The sequence below is a fragment of the Bradyrhizobium canariense genome (assembly GCF_900105125.1).
GTDB classification, from domain to species: Bacteria; Pseudomonadota; Alphaproteobacteria; order Rhizobiales; family Xanthobacteraceae; genus Bradyrhizobium; species Bradyrhizobium canariense_A.
The window spans coordinates 3,408,780-3,423,899 of record NZ_LT629750.1 but is presented as its reverse complement, the minus strand read 5'-3'; the positions used below and the strand labels follow the sequence as shown (position 1 = coordinate 3,423,899).

13 protein-coding genes are annotated in these 15,120 nt (G+C 59.5%); 11 read left to right on the top strand and 2 right to left on the bottom strand.

What is annotated here, in order from left to right:
* Positions 1 to 70 precede the first annotated feature (70 nt).
* The 6 genes from BLV09_RS16390 (at position 71) to BLV09_RS16365 (ending at position 7,659) form a co-directional block, all read left to right on the top strand.
* Entirely contained in the window at positions 71 to 532 is a 462-nt protein-coding gene (locus BLV09_RS16390; protein WP_146688075.1) for a MarR family winged helix-turn-helix transcriptional regulator, read from the top strand.
* The gene (locus BLV09_RS16385) at positions 529 to 2,595 is read left to right on the top strand and encodes an FUSC family protein (RefSeq protein WP_146688074.1); all 2,067 of its coding nucleotides are present in this window, start codon (positions 529 to 531) and stop codon (positions 2,593 to 2,595) included. Before BLV09_RS16390 ends, BLV09_RS16385 begins: the two co-directional genes overlap by 4 nt.
* On the top strand, positions 2,592 to 2,801 hold the full coding sequence (locus tag BLV09_RS16380) for a DUF1656 domain-containing protein (protein ID WP_146688073.1): 210 nt from the start codon (positions 2,592 to 2,594) through the stop codon (positions 2,799 to 2,801). The genes BLV09_RS16385 and BLV09_RS16380 overlap by 4 nt, the downstream gene beginning before the upstream one ends.
* A 50-nt stretch (positions 2,802 to 2,851) precedes the next feature.
* On the top strand, positions 2,852 to 3,697 hold the full coding sequence (locus tag BLV09_RS16375; protein WP_146688072.1) for an efflux RND transporter periplasmic adaptor subunit: 846 nt from the start codon (positions 2,852 to 2,854) through the stop codon (positions 3,695 to 3,697).
* A gap of 684 nt (positions 3,698 to 4,381) precedes the next feature.
* The gene (shc, locus tag BLV09_RS16370; protein WP_244549122.1) at positions 4,382 to 6,424 is read left to right on the top strand and encodes a squalene--hopene cyclase; all 2,043 of its coding nucleotides are present in this window, start codon (positions 4,382 to 4,384) and stop codon (positions 6,422 to 6,424) included.
* A 680-nt stretch (positions 6,425 to 7,104) separates the two neighbouring features.
* Complete coding sequence (locus tag BLV09_RS16365; protein ID WP_174556548.1) at positions 7,105 to 7,659, top strand: UbiX family flavin prenyltransferase; 555 nt, start codon at positions 7,105 to 7,107, stop codon at positions 7,657 to 7,659.
* A gap of 45 nt (positions 7,660 to 7,704) precedes the next feature.
* Here the strand turns inward: BLV09_RS16365 and BLV09_RS16360 are convergent, their stop codons facing one another.
* Both BLV09_RS16360 and BLV09_RS16355 read right to left on the bottom strand, forming a co-directional pair.
* Positions 7,705 to 8,217: a TIGR02444 family protein gene (locus tag BLV09_RS16360; protein WP_146688071.1), complete on the bottom strand. Its 513-nt coding sequence runs from the start codon at positions 8,215 to 8,217 to the stop codon at positions 7,705 to 7,707.
* Positions 8,214 to 9,878 carry a UbiD family decarboxylase gene (locus tag BLV09_RS16355; RefSeq protein WP_146688070.1) on the bottom strand — a complete coding sequence of 555 codons (1,665 nt, stop codon included), beginning with the start codon at positions 9,876 to 9,878 and terminating at the stop codon, positions 8,214 to 8,216. The genes BLV09_RS16360 and BLV09_RS16355 overlap by 4 nt, the downstream gene beginning before the upstream one ends.
* 344 nt (positions 9,879 to 10,222) lie before the next feature.
* Between BLV09_RS16355 and BLV09_RS16350 the strand changes: the two genes are divergently transcribed.
* The 5 genes from BLV09_RS16350 (at position 10,223) to BLV09_RS16330 (ending at position 15,116) form a co-directional block, all read left to right on the top strand.
* Positions 10,223 to 10,696: a hypothetical protein gene (locus BLV09_RS16350; protein ID WP_146688069.1), complete on the top strand. Its 474-nt coding sequence runs from the start codon at positions 10,223 to 10,225 to the stop codon at positions 10,694 to 10,696.
* A 309-nt stretch (positions 10,697 to 11,005) separates the two neighbouring features.
* Positions 11,006 to 12,043 carry a zinc-dependent alcohol dehydrogenase family protein gene (locus BLV09_RS16345; protein ID WP_146691153.1) on the top strand — a complete coding sequence of 346 codons (1,038 nt, stop codon included), beginning with the start codon at positions 11,006 to 11,008 and terminating at the stop codon, positions 12,041 to 12,043.
* 49 nt (positions 12,044 to 12,092) lie between these two features.
* Positions 12,093 to 13,475: an NAD-dependent succinate-semialdehyde dehydrogenase gene (locus BLV09_RS16340; RefSeq protein ID WP_146688068.1), complete on the top strand. Its 1,383-nt coding sequence runs from the start codon at positions 12,093 to 12,095 to the stop codon at positions 13,473 to 13,475.
* Positions 13,476 to 13,573: 98 nt separating this feature from the next.
* Positions 13,574 to 14,746, top strand: coding sequence for an NAD(P) transhydrogenase subunit alpha (locus BLV09_RS16335; protein WP_146688067.1), 1,173 nt, complete (start codon positions 13,574 to 13,576; stop codon positions 14,744 to 14,746).
* A gap of 19 nt (positions 14,747 to 14,765) precedes the next feature.
* Entirely contained in the window at positions 14,766 to 15,116 is a 351-nt protein-coding gene (locus tag BLV09_RS16330) for an NAD(P) transhydrogenase subunit alpha (protein WP_146688066.1), read from the top strand.
* Positions 15,117 to 15,120 lie beyond the last annotated feature (4 nt).

Here is a 15,120-nt window from a genome sequence, read left to right as displayed (position 1 = left end):
TTTCGTGATTATCGACCTATTTCATCCTACATAGTTGTAACCTAATGATTAGGATGCTATCTAATTTCGCATGGCTCCCTCCCAGGCAAGCATCCATGCTGAAATCGGCCTTCTGATCTCGCGGATCGGACGGCTGTGGCGGCGCGAGGCGGATCAAGCGCTTGCCGCGCATAATTTGTCGGAGGCGACGGCAATTCCCCTGATGATTCTGTCGCGCCGCGGAAAATGCGTCCGGCAAGGCGTGCTGGCTGATGAGATGGGGATCGAAGGGCCTTCTCTGGTGCGGCTGATCGATCTGCTGCAGGCTGAAGGATTGGTGGAACGCCGCGAAGACCCAACCGACCGGCGGGCCAAAATGCTGCATCTCACGGCGCTGGGCGAGAGAAGGGCCGACGAGATCAACCGCGTGTTGCGTCGCGTCCGGGCCTATCTGTTGAAGGACATCTCGGGCGAAGACCTTGCCGTGACCTTCGAAGTCCTGCAGCGGATCGAGCAGCGGGCCAGTCGCTTGCTTGAGGCTGCTCAGTTATGAGTACGGATCAGCCGTTCCTGGTCCGTTACGCCGATATCGTCTTTTCTCTCAAGACGTTCGCGGCGGCTGTTCTGGCGCTGGTCATCGCGCTTGGGATGGATTTGCCGCGTCCTTACTGGGCGATGGCGACGGTTTACATCACCTCGCAGCCGCTTGCCGGCGCGACCAGTTCAAAGGCGTTCTATCGCGTGATAGGAACGCTGCTTGGCGCATCGGCCACGGTGGCGATGGTGCCCAATCTGGTCAATGCGCCGGAACTGTTGTGTCTGCTCATGGCGCTGTGGCTGGGCGTTTGCCTCTATCTGTCGCTGATCGACGGCACGCCGCGCAGCTATATCTTCATGCTGGCCGGATACACGGTGGCCTTGATCGGCTTCCCGGTGGTCTCTGATCCAGCGAGCATTTTCGACACGGCGTTGGCAAGGGTCGAGGAGATCACGCTCGGCATCATCTGCGCCAGTCTGGTGTCGACGCTGGTGTTCCCCCGCAGCGTCGCGCCCGCCGTTGCCGCGCGGGTCGACAACTGGCTGTTCGACGCCCGGCGTCTCAGCCAAGACGTGCTCAGCGGATGCGGCGCCGAACAGGCGTCACGGGATCGGCGGCTGCGCCTGGCCGCCGACGCCGTCGAAATCGACGCGCTGGCAAGCCACCTGGCCTACGACAGACTCGTCGACGCCAATGCCGCACGCGGGCTGCGGCTGCTGCGATTGCATATGCTCATGCTGCTGCCGCTGCTGGCCTCGATCAGCGACCGCATCGCGGCGCTTGGGGATAGTTTGCAAACGACGCAGCCGGAGCTCGCGCGCCTGCTCGACGATCTGACGCGCTGGATCGCAACCGACACCCATGAGCGGCAACCGGTCGACAGGCTTCGTGCCGCGATTGCCGCGCAACAGCCGACACTCGATGCTGGAGCGTCGTGGCGGCAGATCATGACCGCCAGTTTGCTGATCCGGCTGCGCGAACTGGTCGATCTGTCTCACGACTGCCGGGCTCTCCGGCGCGCCATCGCGACCGGTGACGACGCATCAGGCGTTGAATTGGCATTTCGTCCCGAGGCCGGTGCCGCGCTGGTCAGACATCGCGATCACGGCATGGCGCTGTGGTCCGCGGCGGGCGCCATGCTCGCGATCTTGATCTGTTGCGGCTTCTGGATCGCAACCGGCTGGGCCGACGGCGCATCGGCGCCAATGATGGCTGCGGTGGCCTGTTCTTTCTTTGCGGCCCAGGACGATCCTGCGCCCGGCATTCGCGGCTTCACATGGTGGTCGATAGTCTCCATGGCGGTTGTCGCGGTCTATTTGTTTGCCGTGTTGCCGCGGCTCCCGAACGTCGAGATGCTAATCGCGATGCTGGCGCCATCCTTCCTCGTGTTTGGCATCCTCATCGCGCGCCCGGCGACAGCCTTCATCGGCATGGCGCTCGCCGCCAACACCGCAAGTCTGCTGGCGCTACAGTCGACCTATAGCGCCGATTTTGCTCCGTTTGCCAATTCCGGATTGTCGTTTGTGATCGGGACGGCGGCGGCCGTGATCGTGACGAGACTGACGCGGTCGGTCGGCGCCGAATGGAGCGCGCGGCGCCTGATGTCGACGAACTGGACCACGCTGGCCGTCGCGGCTGAGCGGCGTGGCCAACGCGACAGGGCGGCATTTGCCGGCGTGATGCTGAACCGTCTCGGCCTGCTGGCGCCGCGCCTCGCCGCGATTGGCGACGGTGATCTTCGCGACGCGGACAGTCTCAGCGAACTGCGCGTGGGCCTCAACATCGTCGATCTGCGCCGTGCGCGTCACATGCTGGCGCCGCGGACGCTGCGCGCGATCGACGCCATGCTGGACCGGCTTGCTGCCGCGTTCCGCGGGCATGACGGCGGCCCGATGCCGCCTGAGCTGCTCCCGAGCATCGATTTGGCGCTGGCCGAAGCGATGATCGAGTCCGGCGATAACGTACGAGAGGATGCGCTGATCGGTCTGGTGGGCATCCGGCGCGGGTTGTTTCCGGACGCGCCGGCCTATCAGCCCGAGGCTCCCGATCCTGCACGCGTCAGGAGCGTCGCCGCATGAGATTCGAAATCGACGTCTTCGGGGTCCTGGTCCCCGCACTGCTGCTATGGCTTCTCGTCACCTCCGCGCTGTGCGCCATGCTGCGTCCGGTTTTGCAGCGAACCGGCCTCTATCGGATTGTCTGGCATCGCGCGCTGTTCGATCTCGCTGTGTTCGTCTGCCTGCTGGGGGGCGTCGTTTACCTGTCCTTGGAGTTTCTGTTGTGAAAAACGCTTTCGCATTGGCTCGTCGTTTCGCCGTCACGGCTCTCGCCGTAATGGCCGCAATCGTCGTCGGACATTATCTGTGGGTCTACTATATGGATGCGCCGTGGACGCGCGACGGCCGGGTCCGCGCTGATGTCGTTGCTATTGCGCCTGATGTGTCGGGCTTCGTCACCGAAGTCCTGGTGCACGACAATCAACAGGTGCACCGCGGCGATGTGATCTTCCGCATCGACCGGGCGCGCTTTGCACTGGCGTTGCAGCAGGCCGACGCGGTCGTCGCCGGCCGCCGTGCTTCGCTCGATCAGGCGAACAGCGACCTGAAGCGCTATCGCGGGCTCACCACCGATGCCATCTCGCAGCAAAAGCAGGAGCAGGTGCTGGCCACCCAGCTTCAGGCCAAGGCCGCCTATGATCAGGCGGTTGCCGACCGGGCGGTGGCCCAGCTCAATCTCGACCGCAGCGAGGTTCATGCCGCGGTGAACGGGACCATAACCAACATGGATCTTCGCCCCGGGACTTATGTAACGGCCGGCAAGGGCGTGATGGCTCTGGTCGATACCGACACACTGCATGTGGACGGCTATTTCGAGGAAACCAAACTGCCGCGCATCCACGTCGGCGACCGGGTCGCGGTCCACCTGATGGGCGATGCCGCACAGCTCACCGGTCACGTGGAAAGTATCGCAGCGGGCATTGAGGACCGTGATCGCGGCGAGGGGACTAACCTGCTTGCCAATGTCAATCCCACATTCAGCTGGGTGCGCCTGGCGCAGCGTGTTCCAGTGCGCATCTCGCTCGACGGTATCCCGGCCGATACCACCCTCGTGGCCGGCCGCTCCGCGACCGTTGAGATCATGCAGTCACGCCAGGCAACCGGTCTGGCGTTGCTGTTTTGACGGTGCGAAAAGAGCCACCGGGCGCTCGTTCGCTACCACCTCAGATCCAATGACAACTTCGGAAGGATCACTACTGGAAGACCAAATGAGCCTTTCACAAAACCCGCGGCCAAGGCACCGAACCTTGGATTATATAAGCAATTTCAATAGTATAAGAGTTCATAGTTTTATTCCGAATGGCGCGCCATTCAGAATAAAACTGCGAACTCTTATGTATTTGAAATATTGCTATAATTTAGAAAAGTGGCATGAAGCAACGCGCGCGAATGCATGGGACGAAGAGACGAGGCTGAACGAGCTGACGGAGATCACCAGGGCTGCCGGCATCCCCGCCACACAAGGACACGGCTCCATCGGTCGCGCCGATTTTGGCCGCTGCAGTCACCAGTCAAGGGCGAGATCGTCCACGCCTTTGGACCAGCAAGGGCAGCCGTCGTGGGCGCTTGCCAGCGCTGCCGAGGCCGAGATGTCGACCGCCGCGCGGCTGGAAAGGACGTCGGCCTTTGCGAGAATAGCGTCAGGACAGAACTGGATTGCTACCGTTTGGCGATCCTCGAACCCCGCGCCTTTGGCCTAAATCGCATGACCAGCATCTCGCGCGCCCAAAACCGGTTGGGGGCGGTTTTTTCGTCCTTGAGGCGAGTTGCCTCATGTTCTAAGCGTAGGTTTCGCATACAAAATCGCATGAAAATCCTGATGCATTCCAAAGACTTTGCGAGCCGTGAGGCTTTCGCAGCGAAACCGGGTCGCTTATCGCAGTCCATAGTGGCGGCGATCGACTGGCTGAAGAGAACCCAGGACCCGGCGGGGTTCTGGGTGGGAATGGTCGAGTCAAATTCGGCAATTGAGGCCGAGTGGCTCCTCGCAAGTCATTTCCTCAAATTCCCGCTGCCGTCTGAAGACGCGATCGTCAAAGCGCTGCTACAGCGACAGCGACCGGATGGTTCGTGGGGAATTTATCCCGGCGCCCCCGACGGTGACGTCAATTCCACGATCGAGGTGTATGCGGCCTTGAGGGCGAAAGGCTTTGAACCGCAATGCGATGAGCTCGTGCGCGCCCGTGCCTGGATATTGGCGCACGATGGCATTCGAAAAATCAGAGTGTTTACGAAATATTGGCTGGCGATGTTGGGGGTCTGGCCCTGGGAGCACACGCCCAACCTGCCGCCTGAGATTATCCGATTGCCGGTCTGGTTTCCGTTCAGCATCTATAATTTCGCACAATGGGCGCGCGCCACCCTGATGCCTTTGACCATCGTTTCGGCGCGCAGACCGTTTTGGCCATTGCCGGACGGGAGCAAGCTTGAAGAGCTTTTCCCTTGTCCTTACCACGAGTTTGACTTTTCAACCCCCGCAAAACCCGCCGGGGTTTTCTCGTTGGAGTGGCTTTTTCGGAAGATCGATCGCGCCCTTCACAAGGCGCAGGACTGGAAATTGATCCCGTTTCGAGAGACCACGATCAAGATCTGTCTAGAGTGGATTATCCGGCATCAGGATGCAGACGGCGGCTGGGGCGGGATTCAACCACCCTGGATCTATGGATTGATCGCTTTGGTCAACGAAGGCTACACCCTAGATCATCCAGTCGTTGCGAAAGGCATATCGGCTCTCGCGGCCCATTGGAGCTACGAACGGAACGGCGCCACGCACATTCAGGCGAGCGAATCCCCGGTGTGGGATACTATCCTTGCGCTCCTCGCACTTCACGAGGCCGGCGTCGGATCAAGCACGCCCGAAGTCCGTAAAGCGCTGGAATGGGTGCTCAACCAACAGGTCCTTGTCCCTGGAGACTGGTCCATCAAGATCAAGAATGTCCGCCCCGGCGGTTGGGCTTTCGAACGAGCAAATATTCACTATCCCGACGTTGACGATACCGCTGTGGCCCTTCTCGTGCTCGGAAAGTTGAGGACGACCGCGGGTGGATTGCGGGACCGGATCGAACGCGCAATTGAACTCGGCGTTGAATGGACGCTGGCTATGCAATGCCAAAATGGCGGGTGGGCGGCCTTCGATAGAGACAATAACAAGGAAATCATCTGCAAGATTCCCTTTTGCAACTTTGGCGAGGCAATCGATCCGCCGAGCGTCGACGTCACTGGGCACGTAATAGAGGCGTTTGCCGCGCTCGGCTATGACAAGACGCACCCGGCGATCGCCAGAGCATTGGCTTACGTCAAGCGGGAGCAGGAGGAAGAAGGAAGCTGGTTCGGGCGCTGGGGCGTCAACCATATCTATGGCACAGCCGCTGTCCTGCCCGCCCTGAAAGCCGTCGGTGAGGACATGACTCAGCCATTTGCGCGCCGAGCCGTGGACTGGATCATGTCACGGCAGAATAACGATGGTGGCTGGGGTGAAACTTGCGCTTCCTACATGGACCCCGAGCTGCGCGGCCGGGGCGCCAGCACGCCATCACAGACGGCCTGGGGAATCATGTGCCTGCAGTCGGTCCCTCCAAATGCCGAGATCAATGACGCCATTGAAAGAGGCATTGGTTATCTCTGCTCCAATCAGAAGGAGGATGGCACCTGGGACGAAGATTACTATACCGCGACCGGATTCCCGGGATACGGCATCGGGGTGCGCACCAAGTCGACCGCAACTGAACTCGCCGAGCGTCTCCAACAGGGAACAGAGCTGTCTCGCGGATTCATGCTGAGCTTCAACATGTATCGACATTATTTCCCTCTTCTTGCCCTGGCCAGAGCCGCCACTGCTCCCGGTCGTTGATTGGGGACACCTAGTCCGTACAAAGCGGCCACGCATTCGCCTTGTTGAATTCTGTCGAGTTTGCAGCCGCATTTTTGGCCGTCGTTTGTGAAGACGACAGCTCGCTCGTATTCACGCAGAATCCTCACGCTCGCTCCGATCAAGATGAAGGCGGCGAGCAGCAGAGCCGGTGTGAGATACAGAAGGTACGAATCCGAAAACAACATGACGCTGCGCCTTTTCAGAATAATCGATAGAGAGCCGGATCAAAGTCTCCGCGAAGCGTTTGCGCCTGGTGCCGATGGTCAGCCGGAGTGGCTCGACAAACGACGCGCTGCGATTCAGGCTACACATTGATGAGGCGGCCTCGATAGGTTCGGAAATTACCTAGGGACTCCATTATGGTGCTGCCGAAACAGTTTTCGGGAAAAAGAACGATTCGGTGCCGGTGCTGTCGCAATAGGCAGCGACAGGCGAGGACTGCGTTTAGGTATTTTCCGATGCTGGCGAGCCCGACGGTCGTCCTATATTGCCTAGATTGAGATGCTCAGTGTTGTTCGGTCGGAACGGGAGACAATCCAGGTGATCATGCGAACGTCGGTCTCACCAAGGGCGGTTTCGGGTCCAGTTGTGATAATGGAAGCGGGCGGCGGACGCCGATGGCGCCGCGCATGTCGGTATGCTGCGTGAGCCATAGCCCGATGCCGCTCCTCATCGGCATGACCGGCGCGTCCGGCGCAGTATTGGGCAAGCGGCTCCTGGAGATTCTCGGTGCACTCGGCATCACGACCCACCTCGTGATGTCGAGGTCGGCCGAGATCACCATCGCGAACGAGACCGACTTCAAGATCGCAGACATTAAAGCGCTGGCCACGCATGTGCATGCGGCCCGTGACATTGCTGCCAGTATCGCGTCCGGTTCTTTCCGCACACGCGGTATGATCGTCGCTCCATGTTCGGTCCGCAGCATGTCCGAGATCGCCAGCGGCGTCACCTCAAGCTTGCTGACACGAGCCGCGGACGTAACTCTAAAGGAGCGCCGCCGCCTGGTTCTCATGGTGCGGGAAACGCCGCTTCATCTCGGTCATCTGCGAACCCTGACCCAGCTCGCGGAAATGGGCGCGATCATCGCGCCACCGGTGCCCGCCTTCTACGCCCGCCCCGCCGATCTGGCGGAGATGGTCGATCATACGGTTGGCCGAGTGCTCGACTTGTTCGATATCGACGCGGGCACAGTCAGGCGCTGGTCGCGGTGATCACCGTGACCAATGTTGCAACTGAAACTAGTCAGCCGTCCGCCGTTATGATCTTGTACGGCCAGCATCCAGCGACCTCACCAGCAATGAACATTCCGCGTCGCGCAGTTTAAATCCGATCAGGGCGCTGTAGGCCAACAATCCTGCGCCAGCGGCGCAGGCAGCGGAAGGCTCAGGCTTGCCCTGAGCGTCAACCGAGTGGGCCTCCATGGCTGTATGAAGCAGGTACTCGGCTTCCAGTTCCACGCCCTTTACACGCTCGCGCAACGCCGCGGCCCCTGGGAAGTCCTCGTTCATTGCCTTTATCGCGCGCTGCACCGTTCGTAGCGGCCACACTACCTGATCGCGCCACGCATGGATAAGCTCGATGAGACGTATTAGCTCAGCCCTGTCCAATCGAAAGCCGCACGTAACACGCCAAAGGATGTACAGTATCGTTGCGATATCGGCACCCTCTTCATCTTGTAGCCGCAACAGGACCTGTTGCACCCCGAAAACCTTATAGAGCCGGAGGGAGGACGCCCAGAAGGCACCCTCCCGTTCACCTTCGGAGATCATGGAGCCGCGCCAAGCTTCGCGGGCGTTTCGACCGTACGAACGGGTGTCTCCGGCTTGAGGCCGCCGCGCCGCCGTGTCCAGGTATCATCCCCGTTTTTTGCCCAGGCGCCTTCAACAGCATTACGCGCAAATTTCTCCCAGGCGTCGGTCCAATCGCCAAGCGAATAGCCGTGCCAAGGCGACTTAACATTTAGAGCCGGCAAGCCGAGCTCCTTCCAAAGTGCCTGTGCCCGCTCCATGAACGCTCGGCCTGGCAATGCTAGCGGCGCCATCGGATATTTGAGCGTCGCATCAATAAGCAAGGTCGAGTCCAGCTCCCCTGGTCCAGACTTCGGGGCGTGGCCGGTCGAGCGGTAAGGCTCGACATGCACGTCTTCGATCGGGTTCGACCGGTAGGCGAGCGACCACATCACCGCGTCGGTATTGTCAGGATCGATATCCTCGCTAACTGCGATGACGAGCTTGCCGCAATCGGCCTGGCGGGCAGAGGCCCCCTGCAAGCCCCGCCAGACTTCGGTCCGTGGTGCGCCGTTGGCGAATTGGATGAAGATGATCGGCCGGAGATTGCTCAACGGCTCGTGCATGACCACCCGGAGGACGCTTTTGAGCGATAGATGGTCGCGCAGATGGTTCAGGAATAGTGGTTCCAGAGCCACCTTCTTGATGACGCTGGACTCGCTCGGGGTCACCTGGCTGATGATGGAGACGAAGACGGGAGAACGCTTGTGCGTAATCGCCGTTACCTCCATGGACATATTGAAGTCTTCAAGCGCGACATAGCCATTGCTCTCGCCAAAAGGACCCTCGGGCTCGAGCAAGTCAGTGTCGATAAGACCTTCGACCACGATTTCCGCATCTGCTGGTATTTCGAGATCGACCGTGACGGCTTTTGCTGTGCGGATTGCGACGCCGGCAAGGGCACCCGCCACCGACATTTCGTCCTGGTCGATGGCGAGTTTCTCTGCACCGGTGTAGGCGATCACCGGCGCAGCACCGATGACAATGGCGCAAGGCATCCTCTCACCTCGATCCCGGTATTTGCACCAGTGCAGGTACCCGCCGGCGCCGCCGATCCGTGACGACATGCGTACGCCGAGACGGTCCGTCTTTTTCAAAGCCGCACGATAGGTGCCAATGTTGCGGATACCATTATCCGGATCGGTTGTGATGCACAGCGTGGCGGTAAGATAGGGCGCCGCGTCAAAGCCGGGCGTGGAGATCGGCACCGGTAGGCTTGCCAGCCCACCGCCGGGCAACCGGAGATCACCACCTTTGATGACGACTTCCTGACAGGATGGAGAACTCACGATGATGGGAGCGATCGGGTTGGCAATGGCGTTCAACCAGTCTTTGCCGATTTCAGCGATGGAGCGCCCCATTCCTATTGCATAAATCCTTGGCGACGCGGCGTACGCTCCAACCACAACTGGGATGTCGTAACGACGCCCGTCGGAATCAACGACGTTGGTGAAGAGGAAGGCCCGGCGCTCGTCCTCAGGAATGCCCCCCAAAAACTGGCAGCGAACCAGCGGATGCAGCTCGGTGTCTTTGTTGACCGGGTGATCGATATGCACAAGCAGACCCTGTGCTTCCAATTCGGCGATATGGGCTTGTAGATCAAGGCTCGGAGGCTTGATCGCCTGAGTCCGTGAATCATCCATCTCGGAAGCGCTCCTGTTCTGGTAAACCGGTTATATTGTCGAGGCTAAGCGCGTTGCAATGCAGGCTACCTATGGATCGCGATCTCGACAGGTTCGGAAAATACCTAGGCGACAGCAGGTTCTGCCGAAGGCTCTCCTGAAATGATGGAACGAGAGCGGAAAAATCGGCGCTCGGTGTGGCGCCCGTGCCGTCACGAATGCGGAGGCGTTTGAGTAGTTTCCGATCCTGACGTGCCTGCCGGTCTTTCGGTAGGATGCGACTTCGGCCGGCTGGGAAACATCGATCGGTGCTTTCGGAACGGAGAATTCTCGTGGCCATGATGACGTGCGCTATACCAGGTTCCATGCTTGCACCCGAGTTTGAAAACTTTCTCTTTGCCTCGATCGGCGAGGACGTCAACGGCATGCAGGTGAGCGTGCTTTCGGGATTGGCTCAGTCCGACCTGGATCCGTGGCAAGAAGCTGCCAAACTGGCTCGATTACCAGGAAAGACCGCGATCGAGCGATTGGCCTCGCTCATTGAAGCGCTTCCGGCTAGGGCCTGGACGCATCCCGATGCGCGGGCGATTGCGACGCGCTTGATCGCTCTGCTTCCGCATCCGCTTGCCGACAATGCCGCGTCAAGCCAGGCGCCGCACAATCTAGGTGCGATGATGAGTTCTCGGCCCTGGTGGATCTACGTCATACTCATGTCCTTTGTGTTGGGCTCCCAATTCATCGTCGCAAATCACGAACTTCCGCCGACGGCGGATCGTTCGATCGCGAGCTCCGTAGGCGGCGCTATACCCCCGCACCCGCCAGTGAATTCCGTTCAGTGACCATCACTGCTCTGTTACGCCGTGTGCCATTTGCGAGTGCTTAGGAAATTCACGTAATCGTGACAGAAACGACGTGCCGCGTAAGAGCGAGTGCAGCGGTACAGCCTGATGAAGGCGAAGAGTGCGCTTATCGATCGAAGTCTCACTCAACCTCACGCCCCCCTGAGTAGTTTCCGAACCTGCCAAATCCCACCGAGATCGCTAGTCATGAACGCTTGAGCCAATCGTTAAGCTGAAGGTTTATAGGCCATGACCGAAACGACGATCGTAAAGACGAAAGATCGCACCCCAGTAGCTGTCACGGAAACGATGAAGGCTCTCGTCTATCGAGGTCCAGGCAAGAAAGCTCTGGAAGATCACCCCAAGCCGGATATCACCGCGCCGACGGACGCGATCGTCAAGATCACGAAAACGACAATTTGCGGCACCGACCTTCACATCCTCAAGGGTGATCTCCCAACGTGCCAGCCGGGACGTATTCTCGGCCATGAGGGCGTCGGAGTCGTTGAGAAGGTCGGGCCGGCCGTGACAGCATTCAAACCGGGAGACCGAGTGCTGATCTCATGCGTCAGCGCCTGTGGCAAATGCGACTATTGCCGCAAGCAGATGTACTCCCATTGCACAACTGGCGGCTGGATTCTTGGAAACACCATCGACGGCACGCAGGCTGAGTTTGTTCGAACGCCTTTTGCAGACACAAGCCTTTACCCCATTCCCGACGGGGCCGACGAAGAGGCGTTGGTGATGCTCAGCGATATTCTGCCGACCGGTTTCGAGTGCGGCGTATTGAACGGAAAAGTCGAACCAGGAAGCATCGTGGCTATTGTTGGCGCAGGGCCGGTTGGGATGGCCGCGCTACTCACAGCCCAGTTTTTCTCGCCGGCCGAGATCATCATGATCGATCTCGACGACAATCGCCTTGAAGTAGCCAAGCGCTTCGGGGCTACGACCGTCATCAACAGCGCCGACGGCAATGCTGTGGAGACGATCATGAAGATGACTGGCAAACGCGGTGTCGACACCGCGATCGAGGCGGTCGGTATTCCAGCTACTTTTGAGCTCTGCGAGAAGATTATCGCGCCGGGCGGTACCATCGCCAACATCGGAGTGCATGGCGTGAAGGTTGATCTCCATCTGGAAAGTCTGTGGGACCGCAATATTTCCATCACTACGCGGCTGGTCGACACAGTCACCATACCGATGCTGTTCAAGACGGTCCGATCTCGCAAGATCGACCCCAAGCTCCTGATCACGCATCGCTTCAAGCTCGACCACATCATGGATGCCTATGAAACCTTCGCAAGCGCCGCCAAGACCAAAGCGCTCAAGGTGATCATCGAGGCATAGCGAATATTCGTCCGGCCACCACGCAACAGCATTGAAAGAAAACCAGATCATGGCCTATCAAAGCCTCAACCCCGCCACCGGAAAACTCCTCAAGAAGTTCGACGAACTGACCGACAAGCAGCTCGAAGAGAAGCTGGCTGCGGCCGAGAAATGCTTCAAAACCTGGAAGCTCAAGACCTATGCCGAGCGGGCGGTCGTCGTCGCCAAGGCCGCCGTCTTAATGCATGAGAGGGTCGACGAGCTGGCGCACACCATGACGCTGGAGATGGGCAAGCGCATTGGGGAAGCCAAGGGAGAAGTGGAGTTCAGTTCGAATATCCTCGCGTACTATGCCAAGAATGCCGAGCGCTTCCTTGCCAATGTCGAGCTCCATCCGACGCTCGGCGATGGCCATATGGAGAGCAGCCCGATCGGCGTGATCTTCGGCGTGGAGCCCTGGAATTTTCCCTATTACCAACTCGCGCGGGTCGCCGGTCCGCATCTGATGGCCGGCAACGTCTTGCTGGTGAAGCACGCAGGCTGCGTGCCGCAGTGCGCGATCGCTTTCGAAAAGCTTTGGATAGACGCGGGTGCGCCAATCGGGTTGTATACCAATCTGCTGATTTCGCACGATCAGTCGGACGACCTCATCGATGATCCGCGTGTCAAGGGCGTTGCGTTGACGGGCAGTGTTGCGGCCGGCAGGAGTATCGCGGCGCGCGCTGGACAGAATCTCAAGCCATCCTCGATGGAGCTTGGCGGCAGTGACGCGTTCATCGTCCTCGAAGACGCCGATCTCGAACACACCATCAAATGGGCTGTCTGGGGACGGATGTACAACACCGGACAGACGTGCTGCGCAGCAAAGCGCTTCATCGTCGTCGAAAAGCTCGCCGACAAATTCCTGGAAAAGTTTCAGGCGGCGCTCGGAGCCCTCAAGGCCGGTGATCCCTTGGACGAAAAGACGACACTGGGTCCCTTGTCCACCGAATCTGCCTTGGTCGATCTTCTGAAGCAAATCGATGTAGCGGTTGCGCACGGGGCGAAAGTGCTCATGGGCGGAAAACGCGTCGATCGTCCGGGATCATTCATGCAGCCCACTATACTCACCGACGTCAAACCCGAAAATCCTGCCTTCAGAGATGAGTTCTTCGGTCCGGTTGCGATGTTTTTCCGGGTCAAGGACGAAGACGCGGCCATCGCGCTCGCAAACGACTCGGACTTCGGCCTGGGCGGCTCCGTCTTCACCAAGGACCTGGCACGGGGCAAACGGGTGGCGAGCCGTATTGATACCGGCATGATGTTCATCAACAACATCAGCTGGTCCGACGCCGAACTGCCATTTGGTGGCATCAAGAATTCGGGTTACGGGCGCGAGCTCGGCGATATGGGCATCCAGGAGTTCGTGAACAAAAAGCTGGTTCGCTACGTGTCGGCCGAAGCGCCGATGTAAGGCGCGATGAGGCGTTCGTTTCGGCTGGAATCCTTATCGATTGTCGTGACGCATTCGGCGGACCATCAAAGAACCCAAGGCAAGAAGCTGGAGCCCGCATGTACGTCAACGTCGCCGTTTTGAAGGAAACACAGCCGCACGAACGGCGTGTGGCTCTGGTGCCGTCCGTCGTCCCCAAGCTGGTCAAGCTCGGCGCGAAGCTTCACATGCAGGCGGGCGCGGGAAACGCCATCAAGTTGGCGGACGCCGCATTCAAGGATGTCACGTTCATGGCCGACCGCAAGGAGTTGGTCGCTGACGCCGATGTGGTGCTCGCGGTTCAGCCGCCTGCGCTGGAGGTTATCAACCAGATGAAGGAAGGCGCGATCCTGATTTCCTTCATCTATGCGAACAGGGAACCAGCGCTCGTTCAACTTCTTCTGGACAAGAAGATCACTTGCTTCGCCATGGAACGTGTGCCGCGTATTACACGTGCACAGGCGATGGACGCGCTCTCTAGCCAATCCGCGCTCGCAGGTTACTATGCCGTTCAACTCGGTGCCACGACCCTTGGGCGAGTTTTGCCGAAAATCACGACGGCTGCCGGCGCGATCGGGCCAGCCAAAGTCCTGGTCATGGGCCTTGGCGTCGCCGGCCTTGAGGCCCTCGCGACGGCGCACCGTTTGGGAGCGGTCACGGAAGGATACGATGTTCGCCCGGAAACTCAGGAGCAGGCGCTGTCGCTGGGCGCAACCTTTGTAGAAACTGGCATCGATGCTCGCGGCAAGGGCGGCTATGCCCGCGAACTGACCGTGGATGAGAAAGCCAAGGTCGCCGTCGTGCTGACCAGGCATATCCAGGCCGCCGACCTCGTCATCACAACGGCGGCCATTCCAGGCCGTGTAGCTCCAAAACTCATCAGCAAGGAGCAGGTGGCTGGCATGAAAGCCGGCGCCGTGATCGTCGACCTCTCGGCCGACGGCGGGGGTAATTGCGAGGACACGCGTCCCGGAGAGACCGCACATATCGGCCAGGTAACGATCTTAGCGCCGCTGAACGTTCCATCATTGTTAGGCGAAGACGCAAGCGAGCTTTATTCCAAGAACCAATACAATCTTCTCGCGCTGATGATGAAGGACAACGTCGTCAAGATCGACTGGGACGATGAGATTTTGGCCAAGACGGTCCTTACCCATGCCGGCGAGATGAAGAGCGAAGCGGTCACGCCACATGCCACTTCCGCCAGCGGCGACCATGCGGCGAAAGCCAAGCCTGCCACGAAAGTGGCTTGAATCGAGGGGTGATATCGCCATGCAATTTACGATAGCGATTAGCGGTTTCGTTGCACTTTATATCTTTATGCTGGCTGCCTTCGCAGGCTGGGTCATCATCGGGCACGTTCCGGCGATCCTGCATACCCCGCTGATGTCCGGCTCCAACTTCGTGCACGGCATTGTCGTAGTCGGTGGAATCTTTGCGCTGCTGAACGCCAGCACGGTGCTGGAGCAGGCGATCGGATTTTTCGCGGTTCTGCTCGGGGCGGGCAATGCCGCGGGCGGATTCGCCGTTACCCACCGTATGCTCGCAATGTTTCAGCCCAGTGGCAAGCCCAGCCATGCCGGGCATGGCCACGCCAGGGCCCGTCACCCGAAAAAGGGTTGAGAAA